At 40.8% G+C, this 23,640-nt stretch carries 16 protein-coding genes; 12 read left to right on the forward strand and 4 right to left on the reverse strand.

Features of this window, described 5'->3' with window-relative positions; all coding sequences use genetic code 11:
* Positions 1-8 precede the first annotated feature (8 nt).
* The 6 genes from BLR37_RS17805 (at position 9) to BLR37_RS17835 (ending at position 11,410) form a co-directional block, all read left to right on the forward strand.
* Positions 9-1,634 carry a RagB/SusD family nutrient uptake outer membrane protein gene (locus tag BLR37_RS17805; RefSeq protein ID WP_090770923.1) on the forward strand — a complete coding sequence of 542 codons (1,626 nt, stop codon included), beginning with the start codon at positions 9-11 and terminating at the stop codon, positions 1,632-1,634.
* A gap of 1,100 nt (positions 1,635-2,734) precedes the next feature.
* The gene (locus tag BLR37_RS17815; RefSeq protein ID WP_208599684.1) at positions 2,735-5,968 is read left to right on the forward strand and encodes a SusC/RagA family TonB-linked outer membrane protein; all 3,234 of its coding nucleotides are present in this window, start codon (positions 2,735-2,737) and stop codon (positions 5,966-5,968) included.
* Positions 5,969-5,991: 23 nt separating this feature from the next.
* Positions 5,992-7,995 (forward strand): RagB/SusD family nutrient uptake outer membrane protein, encoded by a 2,004-nt coding sequence (locus BLR37_RS17820; RefSeq protein WP_244154691.1) that lies wholly within the window; start codon positions 5,992-5,994, stop codon positions 7,993-7,995.
* Between the two features lie 26 nt (positions 7,996-8,021).
* Positions 8,022-9,221: a DUF5000 domain-containing lipoprotein gene (locus tag BLR37_RS17825; RefSeq protein ID WP_090770927.1), complete on the forward strand. Its 1,200-nt coding sequence runs from the start codon at positions 8,022-8,024 to the stop codon at positions 9,219-9,221.
* A gap of 19 nt (positions 9,222-9,240) precedes the next feature.
* Positions 9,241-10,434 carry a DUF4998 domain-containing protein gene (locus BLR37_RS17830; protein WP_090770929.1) on the forward strand — a complete coding sequence of 398 codons (1,194 nt, stop codon included), beginning with the start codon at positions 9,241-9,243 and terminating at the stop codon, positions 10,432-10,434.
* Between the two features lie 118 nt (positions 10,435-10,552).
* Positions 10,553-11,410 carry a glycoside hydrolase family 16 protein gene (locus tag BLR37_RS17835; RefSeq protein WP_090770931.1) on the forward strand — a complete coding sequence of 286 codons (858 nt, stop codon included), beginning with the start codon at positions 10,553-10,555 and terminating at the stop codon, positions 11,408-11,410.
* 44 nt (positions 11,411-11,454) lie between these two features.
* Here BLR37_RS17835 and BLR37_RS17840 read toward each other — a convergent pair whose 3' ends face one another.
* Both BLR37_RS17840 and BLR37_RS17845 read right to left on the reverse strand, forming a co-directional pair.
* Entirely contained in the window at positions 11,455-11,985 is a 531-nt protein-coding gene (locus BLR37_RS17840; RefSeq protein WP_090770933.1) for an OmpA family protein, read from the reverse strand.
* Positions 11,986-12,136: 151 nt separating this feature from the next.
* Entirely contained in the window at positions 12,137-12,835 is a 699-nt protein-coding gene (locus BLR37_RS17845) for an NUDIX hydrolase (protein WP_039470467.1), read from the reverse strand.
* 160 nt (positions 12,836-12,995) lie between these two features.
* Here BLR37_RS17845 and BLR37_RS17850 point away from each other — a divergent pair, with 160 nt between their 5' ends.
* A complete protein-coding gene (locus BLR37_RS17850) occupies positions 12,996-14,054 on the forward strand; it encodes a UDP-glucose--hexose-1-phosphate uridylyltransferase (protein WP_090770935.1) in 1,059 nt (352 codons plus the stop codon).
* Positions 14,055-14,065: 11 nt separating this feature from the next.
* Complete coding sequence (locus tag BLR37_RS17855; RefSeq protein WP_090770937.1) at positions 14,066-15,217, forward strand: galactokinase; 1,152 nt, start codon at positions 14,066-14,068, stop codon at positions 15,215-15,217.
* Positions 15,218-15,328: 111 nt separating this feature from the next.
* On the opposite strand, the gene BLR37_RS17860 is transcribed toward BLR37_RS17855, so the two are convergent.
* Together BLR37_RS17860 and BLR37_RS17865 are read right to left on the reverse strand one after the other, a co-directional pair.
* Positions 15,329-16,582, reverse strand: a complete 1,254-nt coding sequence (locus BLR37_RS17860) for a Na+/H+ antiporter (protein WP_090770939.1) — start codon at positions 16,580-16,582, stop codon at positions 15,329-15,331.
* Positions 16,583-16,759: 177 nt separating this feature from the next.
* Positions 16,760-17,074, reverse strand: coding sequence for an RNA recognition motif domain-containing protein (locus BLR37_RS17865; RefSeq protein ID WP_039470459.1), 315 nt, complete (start codon positions 17,072-17,074; stop codon positions 16,760-16,762).
* A gap of 215 nt (positions 17,075-17,289) precedes the next feature.
* On the opposite strand from BLR37_RS17865, the gene BLR37_RS17870 reads away from it, so the two are divergent.
* The 4 genes from BLR37_RS17870 to BLR37_RS17885 all read left to right on the forward strand — a co-directional run bounded on the left by BLR37_RS17870 (position 17,290) and on the right by BLR37_RS17885 (position 23,597).
* Entirely contained in the window at positions 17,290-19,275 is a 1,986-nt protein-coding gene (locus tag BLR37_RS17870) for a sialate O-acetylesterase (RefSeq protein WP_090770943.1), read from the forward strand.
* Positions 19,276-19,396: 121 nt separating this feature from the next.
* Entirely contained in the window at positions 19,397-19,789 is a 393-nt protein-coding gene (locus BLR37_RS17875; protein WP_090770945.1) for a nuclear transport factor 2 family protein, read from the forward strand.
* 358 nt (positions 19,790-20,147) lie between these two features.
* Entirely contained in the window at positions 20,148-22,661 is a 2,514-nt protein-coding gene (locus BLR37_RS17880) for a beta-L-arabinofuranosidase domain-containing protein (RefSeq protein WP_090770947.1), read from the forward strand.
* Positions 22,662-22,733: 72 nt separating this feature from the next.
* On the forward strand, positions 22,734-23,597 hold the full coding sequence (locus BLR37_RS17885; protein WP_090770949.1) for an OmpA family protein: 864 nt from the start codon (positions 22,734-22,736) through the stop codon (positions 23,595-23,597).
* The last annotated feature ends 43 nt before the right edge of the window (positions 23,598-23,640 follow it).

Genomic DNA, 23,640 nt, shown 5'->3' on the forward strand with positions numbered 1-23,640 from the left:
TAATTATCATGAAAAAGTATAGCATCATTATAGCATCATTAACCGTTTTGTTTTTTACATTTTCCTCATGTAAAAAGGCATTTCTGGATGAGAAACCATTTTCTTCATACACTCCATTAACACTTACCGATTCTTTAGGGTTTGAGGCCTCGCTAATTGGTTTGTATAACCATACCAGTACCATATTTTCATGGTCCGATCAGCAAGGCTGGCCAAGTGTTTGGCAGGTAGGTACGGATGTGGCCAATGCCACCAATAACCAGCAGGGAGTAGAAATTCCATATTATAATTACGCCACTTTAACACCAACAGATGTAGGTTCGGCACGTACCTGGAACAGGAACTTTGTTATGGTTAACCTAACCAATATCATTATCGATGGTATCGAAAATCCTGCGGTGAGCAGCATCAGCGCCAAAGGAAAAAGTTTAGTTAATGCCGAAGCCAGGTTTTTTAGAGCTTATGCTTACAATAATCTAGCTACCTGCTATGGCGGGGTGCCTTTAATTTTGCATGCATTAACAGGACCGAAAACCGATTTTGTGCGTGCCCCCTTAGCCGATGTAAACAATCAGATTGTAAACGATTTGATTTACGCTTCAAGCAATTTGCCGGATATTGAATCGGTGAAAACCAATGCTAAAGGTAAAATGTATGGCCGTGCAAACAAATTTATGGCCATGCAGCTATTGGCTGAGGTTTATTTAAGGATGGGCAAGCCGGATTTGGCTGAACAACAGGCACAAGCCATTATTTCCAGTGGTAAGTTTAGCTTGATTAAGGCCCGTTATGGCGTTAAAACCGGTCAGGCGGGCGATTACTATTCGGATATGTTTCAGTATGGTAATCAAAGAAGATCGCAAGGCAATACCGAAGCCATTTGGGTACTGGAGCAGGAGAATCCAACAAGTGTAGTAGGTGGAATTACCGATAACCCGCAACAGCGCAGGGTTTGGGGTGCTGCATATTACAATATTGCCGGTATGTCTATTGCTGATTCATTGGGAGGCAGATCCATAGGCAGGTTGAGATTGAGCAATTGGGTTTTATACGGTCTGTATAAAGGAAACGATATTAGAAATTCACAATACAATATACGCAGAAGGTATTATTACAATAATCCGGCTGCACAATATGCCAGTATTTATGGTAAGCAGGTTCCCTTTACTGGTCCTGATACTTTAATTAATATTTGCCCGAGTACAACCAAATGGGGAGCTTTTGACCCCAACGATAGTTTTGGTTATGCCATGATTAAAGATTTTATTTTGATGCGTTTAGGCGAAACTTATTTGTTGTTGGCTGAAGCACAGGTAGCGCAAGGCAAAACCGGCGAAGCCGCTACAACCATTAATGTGTTGAGAACCAGGGCTGGTGCCGATCAGGTTACCGCTGCTCAAATGACAAAAGATTTTATCCTTGATGAAAGAGCCAGAGAACTTATTGGGGAGGAAAACCGTAGGATGACCTTAATGCGTACCGGAACATTGGTAGAACGCGCACTTCGTTTAAATGCAAATGATGCTGTAAAACCAATTACCGGCTTAACTTCAAAGAATTTATTACTTCCTATTCCATTAACTGAAATCCAGTTGAATAAGGATGCGGTTTTAACACAAAACCCAGGTTATTAGCATATTTCGGTTAGTATGATTAATTGCAGCTCCCCGGATCTTAATTGATTTGGGGAGTTTTTTAGTTTTAGCTGCAAAGCATGCTAATCTTAAAAGTTTAAACCACAAAGGATACTAAGTTTCAGGTTTTTTCATGTTGCGCCTATCAGCGTTATCTGAGGGAATAAATTTACGAATTTGCCTTTCTCTTTGCGTGCTTTGTGCCTTCACTCTGTTTTCTCTGTGGTTAATAACTAGTGCAGTGGTTAAACTGCGTACTTAGCGCTTTTTTTGCGCCCTCTGGCTTAAAAATGAGTTGATCTCATCATCGCATGCTTTAATTAACCACAAAGCGCTAAGGCACGAAGTGTCATATACCTTTGCAAATACTGCTCAAAATGTAACTTTATGTCCACTGTGCTCCGCTCTGTGTCCTCTGTGGTTAAATTAATTATTAGCGCCGTGGTTAAATTGTGTGCTTTGCGCTTTTTCTTCGCGCCCTCTGCGGTTAAAAACGCGCTAATCTCACACGTTAACTGGCAACTATTTAAGCTTATTATTTGTCAGGAATTCCTGAATGAAGGTTTGTATTATAAACGTATAATTAACGTTTATAAAAATGAAATTTTATCCAAAAAACTCAAAAAAGGCCAAAAAGTGACTAAAAATAACAATTTGCCCCCTTTTTATTACCGGATTACCCCTCACTAGCAGCGTCTTTTTTATGGTTAATTTGTTAAAACCAAGTATAAGATATAAGCCGTGCCAAAATTATTCGAAGATTAACTACCGAGAATAATTGATGAATGTAACGAATAAAAATTGTTACTACCAGTTTTTGCGAACCAAAACCAAATCGAAAACCAATCCCTAAAATAAAATATATGAAGAAAGCCAAATTTACGCTACCCCATTTACAGCATAGGTAAAAAAACATCGTACTGCTTCTTTAAAAAGCAATCAAATTAATTAAGAAACAACCTGGAATTTGGAGCCTAAGCTCCTGGTTCCAAATACTAACTGACGAAAAATATTTTCGATCGGATGAGCAGCCTTTTGCCTTTTCAATTTAAGGGGCGATCGGAATCCGGTTAAAAATAACTAACCAATTAAACCATTTTATGAAGAAAAAATTACCGAAGAAAGTCCCGCTCTACAAGCTGGGAAAAGCTTTAAGACCAATTTTACAGTTTTTGGTCTGTCTCGTAATTACCGCCTCTTATTTAACGGCATCGGCACAAACAGATGTAACCGTTAAAGGGATGGTAAAAGACACTGTTGGCGGTTTGCCCGGCGTAAACGTAAAAGTATCGGGCACCAACCGCGGTATTTCTACCGATGAGTTTGGACGCTATACCATCAAATTGCCCCGCACAGGAAAATTGTTATTCACCCTGGTAGGTTACAAACCTAAAAATGTGGCTGTTGCCAATTACGATAAAAATGCAGACGGCACTTATACCATCAACGTTACCCTCCAATCAGATGCCAACTCGCTGGATGAGGTGGCTGTAGTAGGTTTTGGTACACAGAAAAAAACAAGTGTAATCAGCTCCATTACGGCCATTAACCCAAAAGAACTGAAAGGGCCAACCAGTAACCTTACCACCATGATGGCCGGTAGGGTAGCCGGTATGATTGCCTATCAGCGTAGTGGCGAACCCGGCGCCGATAACGCGCAGTTTTTCATCCGTGGGTTGGGTACATTCGGTGCCGGTAAACAAGATCCGCTAATTTTGATCGATGGTATCGAATCGACCCAAAACGATATGGCGCGTTTGCAACCCGACGATATTTCTTCATTTAACGTATTGAAAGACGCTACTGCATCGGCCGTATACGGTGCAAGGGGGGCAAATGGGGTAGTGCTCATTTTAACCAAATCGGGTGTGGCTGGTCAAACCAAGTTTGGTTTCAGGGCCGAATCATCGCTATCTGCCAACACCAAAAATTTCCAGTTTGCCGATAACGTTACCTACATGAAACTGGCTAACGAAGCAGCCCTTACGCGTAACAGGCTGGCCATTTTGCCTTACCTGCAAACCAAAATAGATGCTACCGCTGCGGGCGAGAATGAATTGCTTTACCCCAATAACAACTGGATTGAGCAATTAATTAAAGATTATACCATTAACCAAAGGTATAACCTCAATATTTCGGGTGGGGGTACAAAAGCGAGTTACTATATAGCGGGTACCTACAATATCGATAATGGTGTACTGAAGGTGGCCGATTTAAATAACTTTAACAACAACATCAAGTTAAAAAACTATTCGGTCCGCTCTAATGTAAACATTAACCTTACCAATACTACAGAGGCTATTATCAGGGTATATGGCCAGTTTGATGATTATACCGGGCCAGTGGGTGGTGGTGGAGCTACTTTTAACCGGGCCATTTGGTCTAACCCGGTAATGTTCCCGGCGGTTTATCCGGCCAGTTTATCGCCCTACAGCAATCACCCTTTATTTGGTAATGCAATTTCGCCACGAGGCGGATTGTACATGAATCCTTATGCCGAAATGGTGAAAGGGTACCAGGATAAAAATTCATCCACATTACAAACGCAGATTGAAATTAAGCAGGATTTGAAATTCATTACCCCAGGTTTAACTGCCCGGATGATGAGTTATGCCCGCAGGTATTCATATTTCGATATTTCACGCGCGTACAATCCTTTCTATTATACCGCAACCGAACAACCCGATAAATCTATCGGATTAACTTTAATGAATGGAGGAGGAGCTTTATCAGTAGGAACTGTAGGTACAGAGTATCTGGGGTATTCTGAAGGAACAAAAGACTTAAATTCTACCTTCTATGCTGAGTTTTCTGCTAACTACAGCCGTACTTTTAAAGATAAACATGCTGTAAGCGGTATGTTAATTACCACCATGCGTAATTATCTGGCGGCAAATCCGGGTAGTCTTCAGCTTTCGCTGCCATCGCGCAACCAGGGTGTATCGGGTAGGGCTACTTATGGTTACGATAACCGTTACCTGGCCGAGTTTAACTTCGGTTACAATGGTTCCGAGCGTTTTGCAGAAAATAACCGCTTTGGTTTCTTCCCTTCTTTTGGTTTAGGCTATATCATCTCTAACGAAAATTATTTTAAACCTTTAACCAAAGTCATTAACAGTTTAAAACTCAGAGCAACTTATGGTTTGGTAGGTAACGATCAGATTGGTAATGCAGCCGACCGTTTCTTCTATCTTTCGGAAGTAAATATGAATAACGGAACTTTCGGCACAAGGTTCGGCGAAGATGGATTGTATTATCGTGATGGTATTTTGGTTTCCCGTTATTCCAATCCGCTAATTACCTGGGAAAGATCTAAACAAACCAACATTGGTTTGGACATGACCTTGTTTAACAGCCTGAACCTGACCTTCGATATTTATAAAAACGAACGTTCTAATATTTTAACCGACCGTACTTTTATACCAAGTACCATGGGCTTACAAGCTGCTGTAAGGGCCAATACCAATAAAGCCGAAAGCAAAGGTGTCGATTTTTCGGCCAGCTATAACAAATCTTTCAGCAACAGCATGTTTTTGCAAATGCGTGGTAATTTTACCTATGCTACCAACAAAATTTTAATTTACGATGAACCTTCTTTTAACGCAAATGAGGCTTATCGTACACATGTGGGCTTACCCACCACACAAGCCTTTGGTTACATTGCTGAGCGTTTGTTTGTTGATGATGCAGAAGCGAAAAACTCACCGGTTCAGTTTGCGGGTGTACCCGGCCTTGATTACGGAGGAGGAGACATTAAATACCGCGACGTAAATGGCGATGGCATTATCAGTGATGTAGATCAGGTGCCTATTGGCTTGCCAACCAGCCCTGAAATTGTGTATGGTTTTGGTGGTACATTTGGTTTCAAAGGATTCGATATTTCTGCGTTCTTTCAGGGATCGGCCAGATCTTCGTTCTTCATCAATCCTGGTAATATTTCTCCTTTTGTGCTTAACAACGAATCAGGCAATCCTAACGTTACCCAAAATGGATTGTTGCAGGTAATTGCCGATAGTCACTGGTCTGAGCAAAACCGCGATAGCTACGCTTTCTGGCCACGTTTAAGCCCAAATTTTGTAAACAACAATACCCGTACCTCAACCTGGTGGATGCGTAACGGAGCCTTTTTAAGGCTAAAAAGCGTAGAGCTGGGCTACAACCTGCAAAGCAAATTGCAGAAAAGGCTGGGCTTAAGCAGTGCACGTTTTTATGTTAACGCTACCAATCTTGGTGCTTTAAGTGCTTTCAAACTCTGGGATCCTGAAATGGGTGGCAACGGTTTGGGTTATCCTGTTCAAACCGTATACAATTTAGGTTTAAATGTTTCATTCTAACCATTAAGCTTAAAAATAACAATATGAAAATCAATAATATTTTATTTAAAAAATACATGGCAAAGCCAGGTTTGGCTAAGCTAACTGCGGCTGCGCTGGTTATCGTTTTATCGGTGAGCTCCTGCAAAAAGTACCTCGATATCGTTCCCGATAACGTAGCTACAATCGATAATGCCTTTACCTTAAGGAACGAAGCCGAAAAATACCTGTTTACCTGTTATTCTTTCCTGCCAAAAGATGGCGAACCATTGCTAAACGCCGGTTTTATGGCTGGCGATGAAATCTGGACCTCGCTGGATGAAAGGGAATTTATTTCTTATGGCTGGAGGCTGGCAAGGGGAGGACAAGGAGCAGAAAACCCATTACTGGATGCCTGGAATGGTCGTTATCAGGGTGGCGGTAACGTTTATAATTACAATGATAATCCCGGTGGAGATTATGGTTTGTTTAAAGCCATCAGAAACTGCAACATCTTTTTAGAAAATGTGCAGGACCAGAGTAAAATACCAGATTTGAGCTTAAACGAACGCGAGCGCTGGATTGCCGAGGTGAAATTTTTAAAAGCCTATTACAATTTCTATTTGTTGCGCATGTATGGCCCCATTCCGATTGTAGATACCAATATCGGGATTAGTGCAACAGAAGAAGAAGTGCGGATTAAAAGAATGCCATTTGATGAATGTGTAAATTACATCTCAGGCTTACTGGATCAGGCCATTCCGGGCTTGCCGCAAATTATTACCGATAAAAGTACCGAGCTGGGCCGCATTACCAGGCCTATAGCACTCGCTATTAAAGCCAAACTTTTATTAACAGCTGCCAGTCCTTTGTTTAATGGCAATACCGATTACAGTAACTTTAGAGATAAAGACGGAGTAGTGTTATTTAACACCGCTTACGATGCCAATAAATGGAAAAAAGCAGCCGATGCTGCCAAAGCCGCTATTGATGCTGCCGAAGCTGCAGGTTTTAAATTGTACCAGTTTCCGGGTACTACTTTTAAATTATCTGATACCACACTAAGACAGCTTACCATTAAAGGTGCAGTAACTGAGCGTTTTAACGTTAACCTCGAACATGTTTGGGCCAATCCGAACAGCCGTACCTTTAACATGCAAAGGGCTGCCATGCCACGCTTAACTTCTGCTGTTGTAGTAGGAAGTGCACGTCAGCAACTGGCTCCTCCATTAAAAATTGCCGAAATGTTTTACAGTAAAAACGGTGTGCCGATCAACGAAGATAAAACACTCGATTTTACCAACAAATATACGCTGCGCACTGCAGTTAAAAGCGAGCGCTTTTATGTAAAGGAAGGCTACACTACAGCCAGGATCAATTTTGACCGCGAACCGAGGTTTTATGCCGATTTAGGTTTTGATGGTGGAATCTGGTATAAATACGATAGCCCAACCAATTCGGATGAAGGCACTTTCGTACTCGAAGGCAAATCGAACCAGGTGGCTGGTGCAAACAATTTCGGCTGGTACAACGAAACAGGTTATTTCATCAAAAAACTGGTCGATTGGAACATGATTAACGGAACAAACGGAGCCAGCTACCGCGATTATCCATGGCCCGAAATCAGAATGGCCGACCTTTATTTAATGTATGCCGAAGCCCTAAACGAAACCCTGGCAGCACCATCGGCCGATGTATACGAATACATTAACCGCATCAGAACGAGGGCCGGTTTGCCAACCGTACAAAACGCATGGACCAACTTTTCAAACAACCCGGGTAAGTATACAACCAAAGATGGGATGCGCGAAATTGTCCAGCAGGAAAGACTGATTGAAATGGCGTTTGAAGGAAGCCGTTTTTGGGATATCAGACGCTGGAAACGTGCTGCAGAAATGTTTAACCAACCCATTACCGGATGGAGCGTTTACCAACCTACCTCTGCAGAATATTACCGTGTACGAACCATTTTTAACCAAAATTTTGTGGCTCCACGCGATTATTTGTGGCCATTGCGCGCATACGATTTAACTGTTAACCCTAAACTGGTTCAAAACCCAGGCTGGTAGTATGAATTGATTAAAAAATATTCGATATGAAAAGAATAAATAAAAACCTGCTGTTATTCCTGTTAAGCTTAACAGTAGCATTTTCGGGCTGTAAAGAGGATCAGTTAGGCCCCTTAGAAAATAACACCACGCCTCCGGGCAAAGTAAGTAATGTTACCATTAAAAACGGAGCAGGTAATGCCAGCATTACTTTCAGCTTACCTGCCGATAAAGATTTATTGTATGTTAAAGCTGTTTACTATCTGGCTAACGGTCAGGAAATGGAAGTAAAAACTTCCTATTATGGCAATACTTTATTGGTAGAAGGTTTTGGCGATACCAATGAACATGAGGTGAAAATTTACGCCGTAAACAGAAGCGAAGTGGCTTCAGAACCGACCATTGTGAAGGTTAAACCACTCGAAAACCCGATCTGGGGGGTATACCGTAGCCTTAAGGCTGTTGCCGATTTTGGTGGATTAAACTTTAAAGGAAGCAATCCCGCTAAAGCCGACCTCGCCATAGAAGTATTGGTTCTGTCGAAAGGGAAATATGTGCCAACGGCAAAGAACATTTATACTGCCGCTCCTGAGATCGATCAGTCGATCAGGGGACTGGATACATTGACCCAGAAATTTGCCATTACCATTCGCGACAGGTGGTTAAATTACAGCGATACGCTTTTTACCACTTTAAAGCCGCTATATGAAACTGTATTGCCTAAATCAACTTATAAAGAGGTGATTTTACCTACCGATTCGCCACAGGAATATACCTCTACAGGCGTATCCAAAATGTGGGATGGCAATATTATCGACTGGCCGAGTGTGTGTTTAACCAAAACCACTGTATTAACACCACAATGGGTAACTTTCGATCTGGGCAGAACAGCAACCTTAAGCCGTATAGTAGTGTGGAATTATCCCGAATACCTCAATGCCGGACGTACTTATTACTATGGAGGCAATTTAAAGGATTTTGAAATCTGGGGAACCGATAATCCGCCAGCTGATGGCAGCTTTAACAACTGGGTAATGTTGGGTAAATACAGTTCTACCAAACCTTCTAAAAGTGCCTATGGGGTACAAACCAGCGAAGATTATGCTTTTGCCAATGCCGGTATCAGTTACAATTTTGCCGTTGGACTTAAAAAAGTACGCTATATCCGCATTAAATCTATTAACAACTGGCAGGGCACTTCTTTCATGAGTGTTTCTGAAGTACAGCTTTATGGCGATCCGAGGTAATTAAAAAAGCATTTTAAAGATGAATAATCAAAAAACATATATCAGAACCATAAAACTAGCTTTTATGTGTTTGTGGGCAGGTACTTTCGTGGCCTGTACCAAATCCGACGATTATAAAAAGTATACCGAGAAAGGAGAAATTTCCTATACCGGCAAGTTAGATTCGGTAAAAATAATGTCGGGTAACAACCGGGTGTACATCAGTGGCTTGTTTCTTTCCGATCCGAAAGTAACCCAGTGCAAAATTTTCTGGAACAACAAGGCCGATTCGGTAGTAATACCCGTAAAGAAAAAGTATGCTACCGATACGCTGAAATATTTTATAGAGCGTGTACAGGAAGGTGTTCAGAATTTCCAGATTTATACTTACGATGCAGTTGGAAATAAATCTATTCCGGTATACAAAACCGGAAGGTCTTATGGCTCAAGGTATCAGTCGTCGTTGTTTAACAGGCCTATCGAATCGGCTTTTACCAATGCCAGTGGTGCAACTACCATTACCTGGCAGGGCATGGACCGCTTAACCGGGGTTTTTGCCACAGAGGTAGAATACACCAGTTTAAGCAATGTAATTAAAAAGATCAGGACCAAAATCGACGAAACTACAACGGCTATTCCCGATATTAAGCCGGGTACAAGTTTAAGGTATCGCACCCTGTTTTTGCCCGATACCGTTTCTATCGATACCTTTTCTACAGCTTTTCAAACGCAGCGTGTAGGGGCCGATATTACCGCAACTTATTTTAAAAACAAGGGAAATCCTTTCCAACCTGCAGCAAGCGGGGGCAGATGGCGTAATATTGCCGACTGGACCGTTACCGATAACATCCGTAACCATGGAGGTTTAGGAGGCTGGTGTTCCGATCAGGGAGGATGCCTGGCCATGGAAATGGGTTGGGATGGTTCCGCTCAGATTATCAATGGTAAAATATTCCAAACCTTTACGCTTCCGGCTGGCAGTTATAGTTTTGAAATTACGATGGCAAAAAATGAAGCAAAAGATCCGGTTTACATTGTAGCAGCAGCGGGTAATACGCTACCAGATGTTGCCAATGTGTCTACATCATTAGGTTACACCAACTTTGCCAACAATAAGTTTCAATTTACCTTAACACAATCAACAACAGTATCAATTGGCTTTCTGGCATCGATGACCTCCGCATCAGGAAATCAGTTTTGGATTGTAAAAGAGGTGGCGCTCAAATCTCTCTAGTACTGTTTGGTTTAATACTTAAGCCAATTAGTAAATTTATTCTCAGGGCTTTCTGTAAAGAAACCCTGAGAATTTTTATTTCAAAAGAATATTAATTTAGTCAACCAAAAAACACGCCATGCAAAAGCAAGTTCAAACCTGCATTATCCTGTTAGTCACAATTGTTACTCAATCTTGTGCGGTAAAAAAAACGAAACATATTGCTGCCAGATATGAAACCGAAGGTTATAAATTGGTTTGGAACGACGAATTTGAAAAAGATGGAACACTCAATCCGGCAAACTGGACTTATGAAAAAGGTTTTGTACGGAATGAAGAATTACAATGGTATCAGCCCGAAAATGCTTTTTGTAAAGACGGGAAATTGATCATCGAAGCACGCAAAGAGCAGAAACCTAATCCATTATACGTAGCAGGGAGTAAAGATTGGCGTAAAAAACCTCAAAATATTGAATATACTTCGGCCTGTATTATCACTAAAGATCTGCAAAGCTGGCAGTACGGCCGCTTTGAAATGAAAGCTAAAATCGATATTTCAGCTGGTTTATGGCCGGCATTCTGGACTTTGGGCCTCAACGGTCGCTGGCCTGCCAATGGCGAAATTGATATTATGGAATATTACCGGGGTAAATTATTGGCCAATATTGCCAGCATGGGTAAAAATGGTAAACCCAAATGGTTCAGCAATACCAAATCAACCGATTCGCTGGGTGGTAAAAAATGGGCTGCTCAATTTCATACCTGGCGTATGGACTGGGATGAAGAAGCAATAAGCCTTTTTGTTGATGATGTTTTGTTGAATAAGACTTTATTGAGCCAGCTGGAAAACGAAAACGGAACTTCGTTTCATCCTTTTAAACAAAAGCATTATATCTTGTTCGATTTGGCTTTGGGAGGTATGAATGGGGGTGACCTGAAAGATACCCGCTTCCCAAACCGGATGGAAGTAGAATATGTGAGGGTTTATCAGAAATAAAAGACCTTACAGGTTTTTAAAACTTGTAAGGTCTAAAATAGGTTTTAGTTCTGAACCTTAATTTCGGTTCTTCTGTTTATAATCCGGCCTTCTTCGCTATTGTTGTTGCTAATCGGGTTTTTCTCTCCATGACCAACAACTGTAAAATTGCTTCCGTTTAAGCCAGCATTTACAAAATAAGATTTTACTGCATTAGCACGGTCAACAGATAATTGCATATTATGCTCAGGTGTTCCTTCTGCTGATGAATAACCATTAAGTACAAATTTAGTTTCAGGCGATTTTTTCATTTCAGTAACCGCTTTATCTAAAATCGGGAATGATGCGGTTTTCAATACAAACGAGTTAAATTCAAACTGGATATTATCCAGGTTAAAATTGGGTTTTTCAACCGGTGCTGGTTTCTCTGGTTCCTTTTCAGGTGCCGGAGCTGGTTTTTTCTCTTCAACCGGAGCAGGTTTTTCAACAGGTGCCGGAGCAGGTTTAGCTACCAGTTTTTTTGTTTTACAAGAGTAAAGGCTTAAGGTTAATGAGGCAACGAGCGCTGTAAATAATAGTTTTTTGGTAATGTTCATTGTTTTAAGATTAATTTAAGTTTATTGTGTGTTTGTTGCCAAACATACTAATAAATGATTACAGCTATAACGATCAATTTGTAAAGAACTTGTATCGTTACCATTTAACTGTAAAAATTAAATCCCATTAAAACATCATAATTTATGTTCGTTAAGCCCTTAAATTTGGCATTAAGTTTAAGAAAGCCTGTGAGTTGGCTGTATATTTCTTTTTATCCAGTTTAAAATAAAATGCACCTTTTTTTGATCCTGTTTTATCCTTTTCTTCCAGCTTAATCAACAAACCCGTTGAAGTAATTTTACGGCTGAAATTGCGGGTGTCGATTTTCGTATCGTTTACTTCCTCAAAAAGAATATGCAGCTGCGGGATGGTAAATTTCTTAGGCAGCATTTCAAACAAAATAGGATGGAGCGATGCTTTATAACGCAGTTTTTTTCGCGCATCAGCCACCATTTTGTTATGGTCGAAAATTAATTTAGGCCGTTCGTTAATTAAAAACCATTCTGCTTCGTAATCGTCGTTTAATTGCGTTTCATATTTATGGATATCAATCAATGCAAAATAACCAACTGATAAAGTACGCTCTATCGGATCGCGCTTTGGTTCGCCATAAATCTGCATTTGCTCCAGGTAAACCCCTTCCAGGCCAGTCATTTTCTTCAATACGCGGTTGGCTGCATCATCAGGACTCTCATCTGGCCCAACAAAACCTCCCATTAAACTCCACTTGTTAATTTCGGGTTCCAGACCTCTTTTTACCAACAAAATTTTTAGGTGCTCGCCATCAAAGCCAAATACAATACAATCAACAGCTACAAGGTAATGTGGCTGCCCGGGATATTCAATCATTTTTAATTCATGTTTTGAGCCGTTAATATGTTCAATTTTTCAGACATATAAAAATAATTATTAATTGTCGTTTTGACAATTAATAATTATTTCATAATTTGGCAGCGTAGATTAGTCAGGCAAATCAGGCCGGCTGTTCTAACCAATTATAACAAATATAATGAACCAGACATTCGAACTCGACAGTAATCCGCATACCCGGTTAAACATATTAACGGGAGAGTGGATTTTAGTATCGCCACACCGTACTAAAAGACCGTGGCAAGGTAAGGTTGAAGACATTACACCCGATAACCGACCTGAATACGATCCAAAATGCTATTTATGCCCGGGTAATGGCAGGGCAGATGGCGATAGCAATCCCGAGTATACCGAAAGCTTCGTTTTTAATAACGATTTTGCGGCATTGCTCGAAGATACGCCTCAAAACGAAATGAACGAAGGCGATTTGCTGGTAGCCAATAACCAGCGGGGGCTTTGCAGGGTAATTAGTTTCAGCCCGAAACACAACCTTACCTTACCCGAAATGAGTGTTGAAGGGATTACTGCTGTAGTAAATGTCTGGCAAAATGAATTTAACACCCTGGCTAAAAAGGAGTGGATCAAATACATTCAGATTTTCGAAAATAAAGGCGAGATCATGGGTTGCAGCAATCCGCACCCGCACGGACAAATTTGGTCGCAGAGCGATATCCCGCTCGAAATTGCCAAAGAAACCGAGCGCCAGAAATCGCATTACGCCATTCATAGAACCAGTTTGCTGGGCGATTATTTAAAACTCGAACTGAAAAAAAATGAGCGTATCATTTTTGAGAACGATCATTTCGCAGTGCTGGTACCATTTTGGGCAGTTTGGCCATACGAGACAATGATTATCAGCAAACGCCATGTTAACAGCATCAAATTATTTACTGAAGACGAGAAACGGTCGCTGGCTGAGGCCATTAAAGTTTTAACCACGAAATACGATAACCTTTTCGAAACTTCATTTCCTTATTCGGCAGGGATGCACCAGGCACCCGTAAATAATGGCGATTATCCGGAGTGGCACTGGCACATGCACTTTTACCCGCCATTGCTGCGCTCGGCTACCGTTAAAAAATTTATGGTGGGTTATGAAATGCTGGCCAATCCGCAACGCGATATTACTGCCGAATTTGCAGCAGGCAGGTTAAGGGAAATGTCTACCGAACATTATAAAAACATTAAGAAAGACTAACGCGTAAATCCATGAATGCACAACATTTAAAAAATACCTTTAAAAAGCTTTTCAATGCTGAGCCAATTTTGGTCCGTTCTCCCGGAAGGATCAATATTATTGGCGAACATACCGATTACAATGAAGGATTTGTAATGCCTGCGGCGATTAACAAAGCTATTTATGTGGCCATATCGAAAAGAGACGATCAAGAAATTCATCTTTTTTCAGAAAGCTATCAGGAATTTGATATTTCATCTGTTAACGATTTAAAACAATCAAAAAACAGCTGGGCCAATTACATATTGGGCGTGGCCGATCAGTTCAAAGAACGTGGCTACAAGCTGGGAGGTTTTAACTTTTACATCGATGGCGATGTACCTTTGGGAGCTGGCTTATCGTCTTCTGCGGCGGTTGAGTGTGCTACCGGTTTTGCTTTAGATCAGCTTTTTTCGCTGTCGGTACCTAAAATGGACCTCGCACTCATTGCCCAAAAAGCCGAACAAACATTTGCCGGCGTTAACTGTGGTATTATGGATCAGTTTGCCTCAGTGTTCGGTAAGAAAGATCATGCCATGATGCTCGACTGCCGTTCCATGAAGCATATTTACATTCCGCTAAAACTGGATGGATATAAATTGCTACTTTTAAATACCAACGTAAAACATGCCCTTTCTGATTCGGCCTACAACAAAAGAAGGCAGCAATGCGAGCAGGGCGTAAGCTGGATAAAAGCACATCACCCACAAGTAAAAAGCCTGCGTGATGTAGATTTGAACATGCTGGAAGAGTTTGTAAAGCCAAAAGATGCTGAGGTTTATACCAAATGCCGTTACGTTGTTGAAGAAATTAGCCGTTTGCTAAATGCAGCCGAGCAGTTGAAGAACGGTAATTTAGCAAGTTTGGGTAAACTGATGTTCGAAACACATGAAGGTTTAAGCGCTGCGTACGAGGTAAGTTGTAAAGAACTCGATTTCCTGGTTGATGCTGTAAAACCTTTAGATTATGTTTTGGGTGCCAGAATGATGGGCGGTGGTTTTGGTGGTTGTACCATTAACATTGTAAAAGAAGAAAATATTCCGGCCCTGATTGAAGAGCTTGCTACTAAGTACCAGATGCAGTTTGGACTAAAGTTAGACGCTTATACCGTACAAACCGATAACGGAACCAGCTTATTTAGCTAAAAAACAATATTAGTTTGTCGAAGGACCTAACGAAATACCCCTAAATGTTTCGATCCTTCATCAGGCTCAGTTTGATAAATTCCAGGAAAAGCTAAAGCGGGCAAAACCGCTTTAGCTTTTCTTTTCATCAGCCAGTTTTTTTACAATCCACGGTAAGCTTAATCCCTGGCCAATTAATGTAAACAATACCACCACTACCGAAATAAATATAATTGCATTGCGCTGTGGAAAAGCACTTCCATTAGTCAGGTTTGTCGGTAACCCGATGGCAATGGCCAGCGAAACAATGCCGCGCATACCCGACCAGCTGATGATCAGACTGTTTTTAAAATCAAGCAATGCTGCTTCCGTAATCCGGTGTTTCCCTTTTTGAAATGCTTTTTGAAGGTTGATTTTTTGCAGAAAAACACGGGCCATTCTCAGTAACAGGGCTACAATCGTAATCACCAGCGAATATCCAATGTAAGGCAAAATATCGGCTTGATTAATACTCTTGTACACATAAGGAAACTGCAAACCAATTAAAATGAAAATTAATCCGTTTAAGAGGAAAATGATAATATCCCAAATGTTTTTAGATTGGGTTTTAAGCTGTTCGGGAAATACGTGGTTACTAAACCTCGATATGCCCAAACCTAAAATTACAACGGCAATAACACCCGAGACATGAATTTCTTCTGCAATTAAATAGGTTACAAAAGGCATTAACAACATAAAACTGATGGTTGCCAGCCGGTTATCGTGAATTCTTTTCAGAATAAAAGCCAAAATTCTTGCCATTACCATTCCTGTTATAAAACCACCTGCCATTAAAATGGCGAATGATAACGAGGCTTTCCAAAATACAAATGCGGTTCCCGTTACTGCCGCTACCGCAAAGCGATAAGCCACCAGGGCCGATGCATCGTTAACCAGGCTTTCTCCTTCTAAAATCGTATTGGTTTTGTGCGAGAGACCAAGCCCTTTGGTAATACTCATGGCTGCAACGGCATCGGTAGCCGATAAAATGGCACCCAAAACAAAAGAAACAGGCCAGCTCATTCCCGGAATCATGTAATGCGCAACAACAGCAATACCGATGGCCGTAATAAATACCAAACCTATAGATAGCGTGGCAATGGTATTCATGTTGGTTTTAAACTCCTTAAACGAAATGTTAAAAGCAGCATCGTAAAGTAACGGCGGGAGGAAAATCAAAAAAATAATTTCAGGATTAATATCAATAGGCCGCAAAGCAGGGATAAAGCCAACCGCTATTCCGGCAATAATGAGTAAAACAGGGTAGGGAATTTTAATGTGATCGGCAACCGATGACAGGCCAATCATTACCACTAAAATGAATATAACGATGGTGTAGTTTTCCATAGCGAAGCTTAACTAGCCTGCAAAATATGGGTTTGAAACTAATTTGCAAAAGCAAGCCTCAAAAAATCGTTCGGGTTTAAGCAATTTAAACGTAGCAAATTTGCTTCGCTAATCCTCTATCGGAATAATTATTTATAGGATGAAAAACCGAGAAATTAGCGTTTGAATGATAAAAGCTTAGCGCTGTAAACGTGGTCTTTTGGCTTTGAAAGGCTGGTTGGCTTTAGGTTTAAAGGCCTGGGTTTTGTTTTCTTCCTCCGAAATTTTTACCGTAATAATATTGCCTTTAAAAGATTCCCCGTTTAGCGTAGAAACAATGTTTTTAGCATCAGGAAGGCTAAAGATTTCTAAAAAAGCATAGCCTTTGCATTTTCCGGTAGCTCTGTCGCGAACAACTTTAATTGTTTCTACTCTGCCATGAAGGCTAACAAAAATTGCCAGATCCATCTCTTGGATGTTATCTGGGAGGCCGCCTATAAAAATCTTAACCATTTGTATTGTCATTTTTAGAACACAAACCAAAACGATTTCCGGTTCTGAGCTGTTCTTTAGGTCTGCAAAATAAGTAAAATGATGCGTTTCCCCAAACTAATTGGCTAAAAACTGAATGGTTTTAACATTATCTTATAAATGATACTGATAAATATTGATGTAAAGTATTAGAAAATGTACATTCGCTTTCTAATCATAAAAACCCATCCCGCTATATGAGCCTCAACAAGTTAAAATCTTTGCCTTTTATTGCTTTATTGCTGTTTAGTTCGTCGTTATTGCAGGCGAAAATTATTTTGCCTTCGGTATTTAGCGATAATATGGTATTGCAACAGAAAACCAATGCTGCTATCTGGGGTAAAACCGATGCCGGCAAAGCAGTAAAAATTACAGTATCCTGGAATAAAATCAATTATGGCGCCATTGCCGATGCCAATGGAAACTGGAAAATTAAGGTCGCTACACCTGGTTATGGTGGGCCTTATACCATTACCATTTCTGATGGCGAAGCAATTGTGCTTAACAATGTTTTAATTGGCGATGTTTGGATTTGCTCCGGACAATCCAATATGGAAATGCCTTTGGCTGGCTGGGGTAAAATTTTAAACTATGAAAAAGAAATTGCCGATGCCAAATTTCCCAATATCCGCTTACTACAGGCCGACCACATTACCAGCAATATTCCGTTAAATGATGCGAAAGTGGCGAATGGCGGCTGGCAGGAATGCAATCCGAAATACGTTGCCGGTTTTTCATCTACCGCATATTTCTTTGCGCGCCAGGTTTACGAGAAAACCAAAATTCCGATAGGATTAATCCATACCTCATGGGGCGGTACCATTGCCGAGGCCTGGACCAGTGCCGAATCCTTAAAAAAGATGCCCGATTTTACAGCTGCGGTTGATAAAATCCAAAAATCTGTTAAAAATCCTTCGCCACTTAGTTACGAAGAAAAAGTAACAAACTGGGTTAAAACCATTAACGAAAAAGATTCTGGTTACCTGAACGGCCAGGTAAAATGGGCTACTACGGATGCCAATGGCTGGAAGAGTATGGCTATCCCAACCTTGTGGGAAGATGCTGCACTTAAAAATTTCGATGGCATTGTATGGTTCACCAAAAAAATCAATATTCCCGAAAACTGGAAAAAAAATGGCGCCAAACTTAGCTTAGGCACCATTGATGATAATGATATCACCTTTGTAAATGGCGTAAAAGTTGGTGAAACCGAAGGTTATAATGTGGCTCGAACATACACTTTACCAGCTGATTTGTTGAAAACAGGCGAAAATACTATCACAGTACGCGTTTTTGATAGCGGCGGTGGCGGCGGTATTTATGGGGAGGCCAAAGAGTTAAATCTGAATAACGTCAGTGGAGAGCAAATCGCTTTAACGGGTAACTGGAGTTATAAAATAGGTCTCGATTTTAAAAAAGCTGAGCCAAAACCTTTCGAAGAAAATGGTCCGAACCGCCCAACAGTGCTCTACAATGCTATGCTTCATCCTTATATTCAGTTTGCCATTAAAGGTGCCATCTGGTACCAGGGCGAAAGCAATGCCGACAGGGCTTATCAATATCGCGAACTTTTCCCAACCATGATTAAAGATTGGCGCCAGAAATGGGGGCAAGGCGATTTCCCTTTTTATTTTGTGCAACTGGCCAACTTTATGCAGGTAGACCAGGCACCTGCCGAATCGGCCTGGGCCGAACTACGCGAAGCTCAGCTAAAAACACTTGCACTGCCTAATACCGGCATGGCCACCATTATCGATATTGGCGAGGCTAAAGATATTCATCCGAAAAACAAGCAGGATGTTGGCAAAAGATTGGGGCTAATTGCCTTAGCTAAAACCTATGGCCAGAAAATAAACTATTCAGGACCGGTTTACCAATCGCAAAAAGTAGATGGAAGGCAGATTACCCTAACTTTTGGTAATACCGAAAATGGCCTTAAAGCACGTGATGGAGCAGAACTTAAAGGCTTTGCTATTGCCGGTGCTGACAAGAAATTTTACTGGGCAAATGCTACAGTAAAGGGAACCCAGGTAGTGCTAAGCAGCAACGAAGTAGCCAATCCGGTAGCGGTTCGTTATGCCTGGGGGAATAATCCTGTTTGTAACCTGGTTAGTAACGATGGTTTGCCGGCATCACCATTCAGAACCGATACCTGGCAGGGCGTTACCTTCGGTAAGAAGTAAGTTTCTGGTTTGCAGTAAATTTGTGCAATTTGTGTGTTTAAAAACGTGCAATTGCGGCAATATTTAAAGAGCCACATTTTTTTGTGGCTTACTTTATATTTTTACAGCATAACCGGAAATTATGCCTAACACTTTGTCCGATCAGGAAACCATTCTCCTCATTGCCGATCTTGAAGAAAAATTATTGGATGGCTTTAAAACAACAGATCTTAGAACACTGGATCTTTTGTTTGCCGATGGCATGATTTTTCACGATCAGTATGGTAATGTCCTGGATAAGGAAATGGATATGGATGCCTACCGCAACGGCCTGGTTTCAATCAACAAAATCAACGTCTCCAAGCGCGAAATACGTGTTTTCGATTCTATTGTGGTGGTTTCGGCAAGTCTTTTTATTAAAGGTAGGTATGCCGATATACTGCTTAACGGCAAATACCAATGGCTAAGGGTATGGGCAAAGGTGCAGGAAGACTGGAAAGTTATTTCGGCCAGCTGTACCAGCATTTCTATTTAATTAACGAGCTTAAAAAAAGAACGGGGAATAACCATTAAGGCTATCCCCCGATTCTAAATTAACGCTCTCTGATACTAATATAGAACTAATCTCAACTTTCTCCAAAAAACGAACATGCCCAGGCCACTGGTGTGTAGTCGCATACACCAAAATGTGGTTAAGATTCATGATTAACTGTAAACTTTACACCTTCAGGTTGTGAAGTGTTTTTCTTATTTAAATCCTGCTTAACCAGGCAGTGTGTCGGTAACCTGAAAAATAATGGCGTCAGATTATTTTAAAACAGCTTACTAAATCGTTTTATTATTGCTTTGAATTTATTAGTTTTATAAAAAAATAGCTAACCAATTAACCTTTTATGAAAAGAATAGCCAAACCACTTTTTTTCCTAGTTTCCTGTCTGTCAATCCATACTTCGTACGCACAAAATTTAAATGAGTTTAATAAAGCACCGCTTAAGCAAGATGTTTATGTACAATTGCCACTAGGCAGCATTAAGGCCAAAGGTTGGTTATTAAAACAGTTAGAACAGCAGCGCGATGGAGCTACCGGGATGGCCGAGGAGCTATATGCAGCAAAAGACGATTTGGGTAAAAATACCGATTGGCTGGGTGGTGAGGGAAATAGCTGGGAACGCGTACCGTACTATGTTAAAGGTTTGGTAGCACTGGCTTATACACTTGATGATGCTAAATTAAAAGTCAAAGCACAGAAATATATCGAATGGACCTTAAACAGCCAGCAACCGAATGGTTTGTTTGGCCCAGTTAAAATGAAAGACTGGTGGCCGCGCATGCCCATGATGTATGCTTTGCAAAGTTATTACGAGGCTACAAATGATAAGCGGGTAATTCCTTTTTTAAGTAAATATTTCAAATATCAGCTGGCTAATCTTGATGCCGAGCCCTTAAAAGAATGGGCAAAATCAAGAGCAGGCGATAATATGGAAATCGCCATTTGGGTTTATAATAAAACCGGCGATCAGGATTTGTTAAAACTGGTAGAAAAATTAAAGCAACAGGCTTATCCATGGATAGATATCTATACCAACAACGGATTTTACTTTTATGGCGATGATTTTCAGCCGAAACACATGGTAAATGTAGCTCAGGCATTAAAATTTCCGGTCGTTTATGCACAACTTCACGATAACCCGGCGAATACCGATGCCTTCGTTAAAGGGATTGCACATATTATGCATGATCATGGCCAGCCCGAAGGGCTTGGCTCAGGTACCGAATTTCTGGCTGGTACCAGCAGTATTGAAGGCGTAGAAACCTGTACCGTGGTAGAATGGATGCAAAGTTTAGAAACAGCTGCTAAAATCATTCATGAGGCTAACATTGGCGATAAGCTTGAAAAAGTAGCTTTTAATGCTTTGCCTGCTCAGTTTAGCCGCGATTTCAAAAATCATTCTTACTACACCTTACCCAACCAGGTGCAAAGTGTACATGGAGAACATGGTTTTAATCAGGATTACGGCTCCGGGATTATTTCTAGTCCATATTCTGGTTATGGTTGTTGCCGCTACAATATGCACATGGGCTGGCCTTACTATGTGAAAAACAGCGTGGTAGCTACTCCCGATAAAGGTCTGGCAGTTGTAACTTACGGACCAATGGAGGTGGAGACTTTCGTTAATGGTAACCAGAAGATAAAAATTACCGAAAGCACCAATTATCCTTTTGAAGAGCAGATTAATTTAAAAGTTAACCTTGCATCAGCTGCAACTTTCCCTCTGGTATTGCGCATCCCTACCTGGGCTTTAAAACCTGCAGTTAAGTTAAACGGAAAGGCTTTAACCGGTGTAAAAGCTGGTGAAATGTTAAAAATACAGCGCCAATGGCAGAATAACGATCAGTTGGAACTCAATTTTCCGATGGAAATTGGTAGCGAGCAACAGGTAAACAATGCACTAAGCATTACCCGCGGACCAATTGTTTACGCACTCGAAATTAAGGCAGCCAATAAAATAACTAAAACACATCCTGTTGCCGGCTTTACCGATTACGAAATCCGCCCCGAATCGCCATGGAATTATGGATTATCGCTAAAAAAGGGAAATCTGGGCAGCAACTTCAAGGTTGTTAAATCGGATATGACCGATAATCCGTTTATTGCGGCTACTTCGCCGGTTAAATTAAAAGTACAGGCAAAGAAGATTCCTTCATGGGGCTTATCTTACCATAAAATGGCTGCTTTCGATGTACCTTTTAGTCCGGTATTGTCAACCGAAGCCGATGAAGAAGTTACTTTGGTTCCTTACGGATCAGAAAATGTTCGCTTAAGCTGTTTCCCTGTAATCGGAATACCCAAAAAAACAACCAAAAGCCTGACCGAGAATTTTGATCAGGGTATGCCGGGTAACTGGGTTTTTTATGGAGGTGGCTGGTTTTGGAAAGATGGACAGATTAATGCAGCTTCAAACGCAGGTTCTGGTGGTTTCGGTATAAATGGTTCTAAATATGTAGCTAACGATACCGATTTTAAAGATTTTACCTATCAGGCCGACGTTAAAATTAATACGCTCGGCGATGCAGGTTTAATGTTCAGGGTTTCCGATCCGGCAATAGGGCCTGATGCTTACCAGGGCTATTATGTAGGTTTAGATCAGCCTAATGGTAATGTTATTTTCGGTAAAGCCAATGGACAAAAATGGGAATTACTAAAAGCCGAAAAATATCCGGTAGAAATGAACAAAATGTACAGCCTGAAAGTGGTTGCCAAAGGCGATAAATTTGATATTTTTGTTAACGGTGCTGCTCAGCCGGTTCTTTCGGTAACCGATAGCCAGTACCGGTCGGGTAGTATTGGGTTAAGGACTTATAAAGCATTGGCCAGTTTCGATTCGGTAAAGATTAACGCTTTTTAACATCATTTAAACCCCATGTAAAACTTTGCGGCAAGGAATTTGTTGACGTAATTGCTATAAAACAATATCATTATGAAATTATACAAATCAATCCCAATAATGCTCTTTACAGTGGCACTTGCTGCTGGTTGTGTAAGTAATAAGAAATATGCCGAACTCCAGGATACTTACGCTAAGTTAAGGGAAAGGAATCAGGAGCTAAGTAATAAATATCAGGATAGCCAACGCGAATTAAGTGGAAGCACCAGCAGGGTAAAAAGTTTAGAAGAGCAAATCGCTTCAGAAAGGGCGAATGTTAAGGCTTTACAAGATGCATTAAATAAATGTTTAAATTCGAGTAACCAGGGCAACGTAAATATTTCTAAACTGGTTGATGAGATTAACAGTTCAAACAAATACATTAAACAATTGGTAAATGCCAAAAACAAAAGCGATTCGCTTAATATGGTGTTAACCAATAATTTAACCCGTTCATTAAGTCGTGAAGAACTGGGAGATGTAGATGTTCAGGTACTTAAAGGTGTGGTATATATTTCACTGGCCGATAATATGCTGTACAAATCAGGTAGTTATGAGATTTCTGATAAAGCTGGCGAAACTTTAAGTAAAATCGCTAAAATTATTAAAGATTACGATACCTACGATGTACTGATTGAAGGTAATACCGATAATGTGCCGATTACGCAACCCAATATCCGCAACAACTGGGATTTAAGTGCCCTGCGTGCTTCGTCTGTTGTTCAGGTGCTGCAAACCAAATACGCGGTCGATCCGAAAAGATTAACTGCAGGCGGACGTGGAGAATTTAACCCGATTGCCGATAATACTACGGCAGGAGGTAAGGCAAAAAACCGTCGTACACAAATTATCATTACGCCAAAACTGGATCAGTTTATGGATTTAATTGGCAAAGCGCCGGAACAATCACAGAAGTAAAAAACAGTTCAATAAATTTAGGTAAAAAGGCAGTTCATTTTTG

The sequence above is a fragment of the Pedobacter soli genome, from assembly GCF_900101435.1.
GTDB lineage: Bacteria > Bacteroidota > Bacteroidia > Sphingobacteriales > Sphingobacteriaceae > Pedobacter > Pedobacter soli.

Excerpts from the sequence above, each read along its gene's own strand:
- BLR37_RS17805 (WP_090770923.1), top strand. The coding sequence starts at position 9 with ATGAAAAAGTATAGCATCATTATAGCATCATTAACCGTTTTGTTTTTT.
- BLR37_RS17815 (WP_208599684.1), top strand. The coding sequence starts at position 2,735 with ATGAAGAAAAAATTACCGAAGAAAGTCCCGCTCTACAAGCTGGGAAAA.
- BLR37_RS17820 (WP_244154691.1), top strand. The coding sequence starts at position 5,992 with ATGAAAATCAATAATATTTTATTTAAAAAATACATGGCAAAGCCAGGT.
- BLR37_RS17825 (WP_090770927.1), top strand. The coding sequence starts at position 8,022 with ATGAAAAGAATAAATAAAAACCTGCTGTTATTCCTGTTAAGCTTAACA.
- BLR37_RS17830 (WP_090770929.1), top strand. The coding sequence starts at position 9,241 with ATGAATAATCAAAAAACATATATCAGAACCATAAAACTAGCTTTTATG.
- BLR37_RS17835 (WP_090770931.1), top strand. The coding sequence starts at position 10,553 with ATGCAAAAGCAAGTTCAAACCTGCATTATCCTGTTAGTCACAATTGTT.
- BLR37_RS17840 (WP_090770933.1), bottom strand. The coding sequence starts at position 11,985 with ATGAACATTACCAAAAAACTATTATTTACAGCGCTCGTTGCCTCATTA.
- BLR37_RS17845 (WP_039470467.1), bottom strand. The coding sequence starts at position 12,835 with ATGATTGAATATCCCGGGCAGCCACATTACCTTGTAGCTGTTGATTGT.
- BLR37_RS17850 (WP_090770935.1), top strand. The coding sequence starts at position 12,996 with ATGAACCAGACATTCGAACTCGACAGTAATCCGCATACCCGGTTAAAC.
- BLR37_RS17855 (WP_090770937.1), top strand. The coding sequence starts at position 14,066 with ATGAATGCACAACATTTAAAAAATACCTTTAAAAAGCTTTTCAATGCT.
- BLR37_RS17860 (WP_090770939.1), bottom strand. The coding sequence starts at position 16,582 with ATGGAAAACTACACCATCGTTATATTCATTTTAGTGGTAATGATTGGC.
- BLR37_RS17865 (WP_039470459.1), bottom strand. The coding sequence starts at position 17,074 with ATGGTTAAGATTTTTATAGGCGGCCTCCCAGATAACATCCAAGAGATG.
- BLR37_RS17870 (WP_090770943.1), top strand. The coding sequence starts at position 17,290 with ATGAGCCTCAACAAGTTAAAATCTTTGCCTTTTATTGCTTTATTGCTG.
- BLR37_RS17875 (WP_090770945.1), top strand. The coding sequence starts at position 19,397 with ATGCCTAACACTTTGTCCGATCAGGAAACCATTCTCCTCATTGCCGAT.
- BLR37_RS17880 (WP_090770947.1), top strand. The coding sequence starts at position 20,148 with ATGAAAAGAATAGCCAAACCACTTTTTTTCCTAGTTTCCTGTCTGTCA.
- BLR37_RS17885 (WP_090770949.1), top strand. The coding sequence starts at position 22,734 with ATGAAATTATACAAATCAATCCCAATAATGCTCTTTACAGTGGCACTT.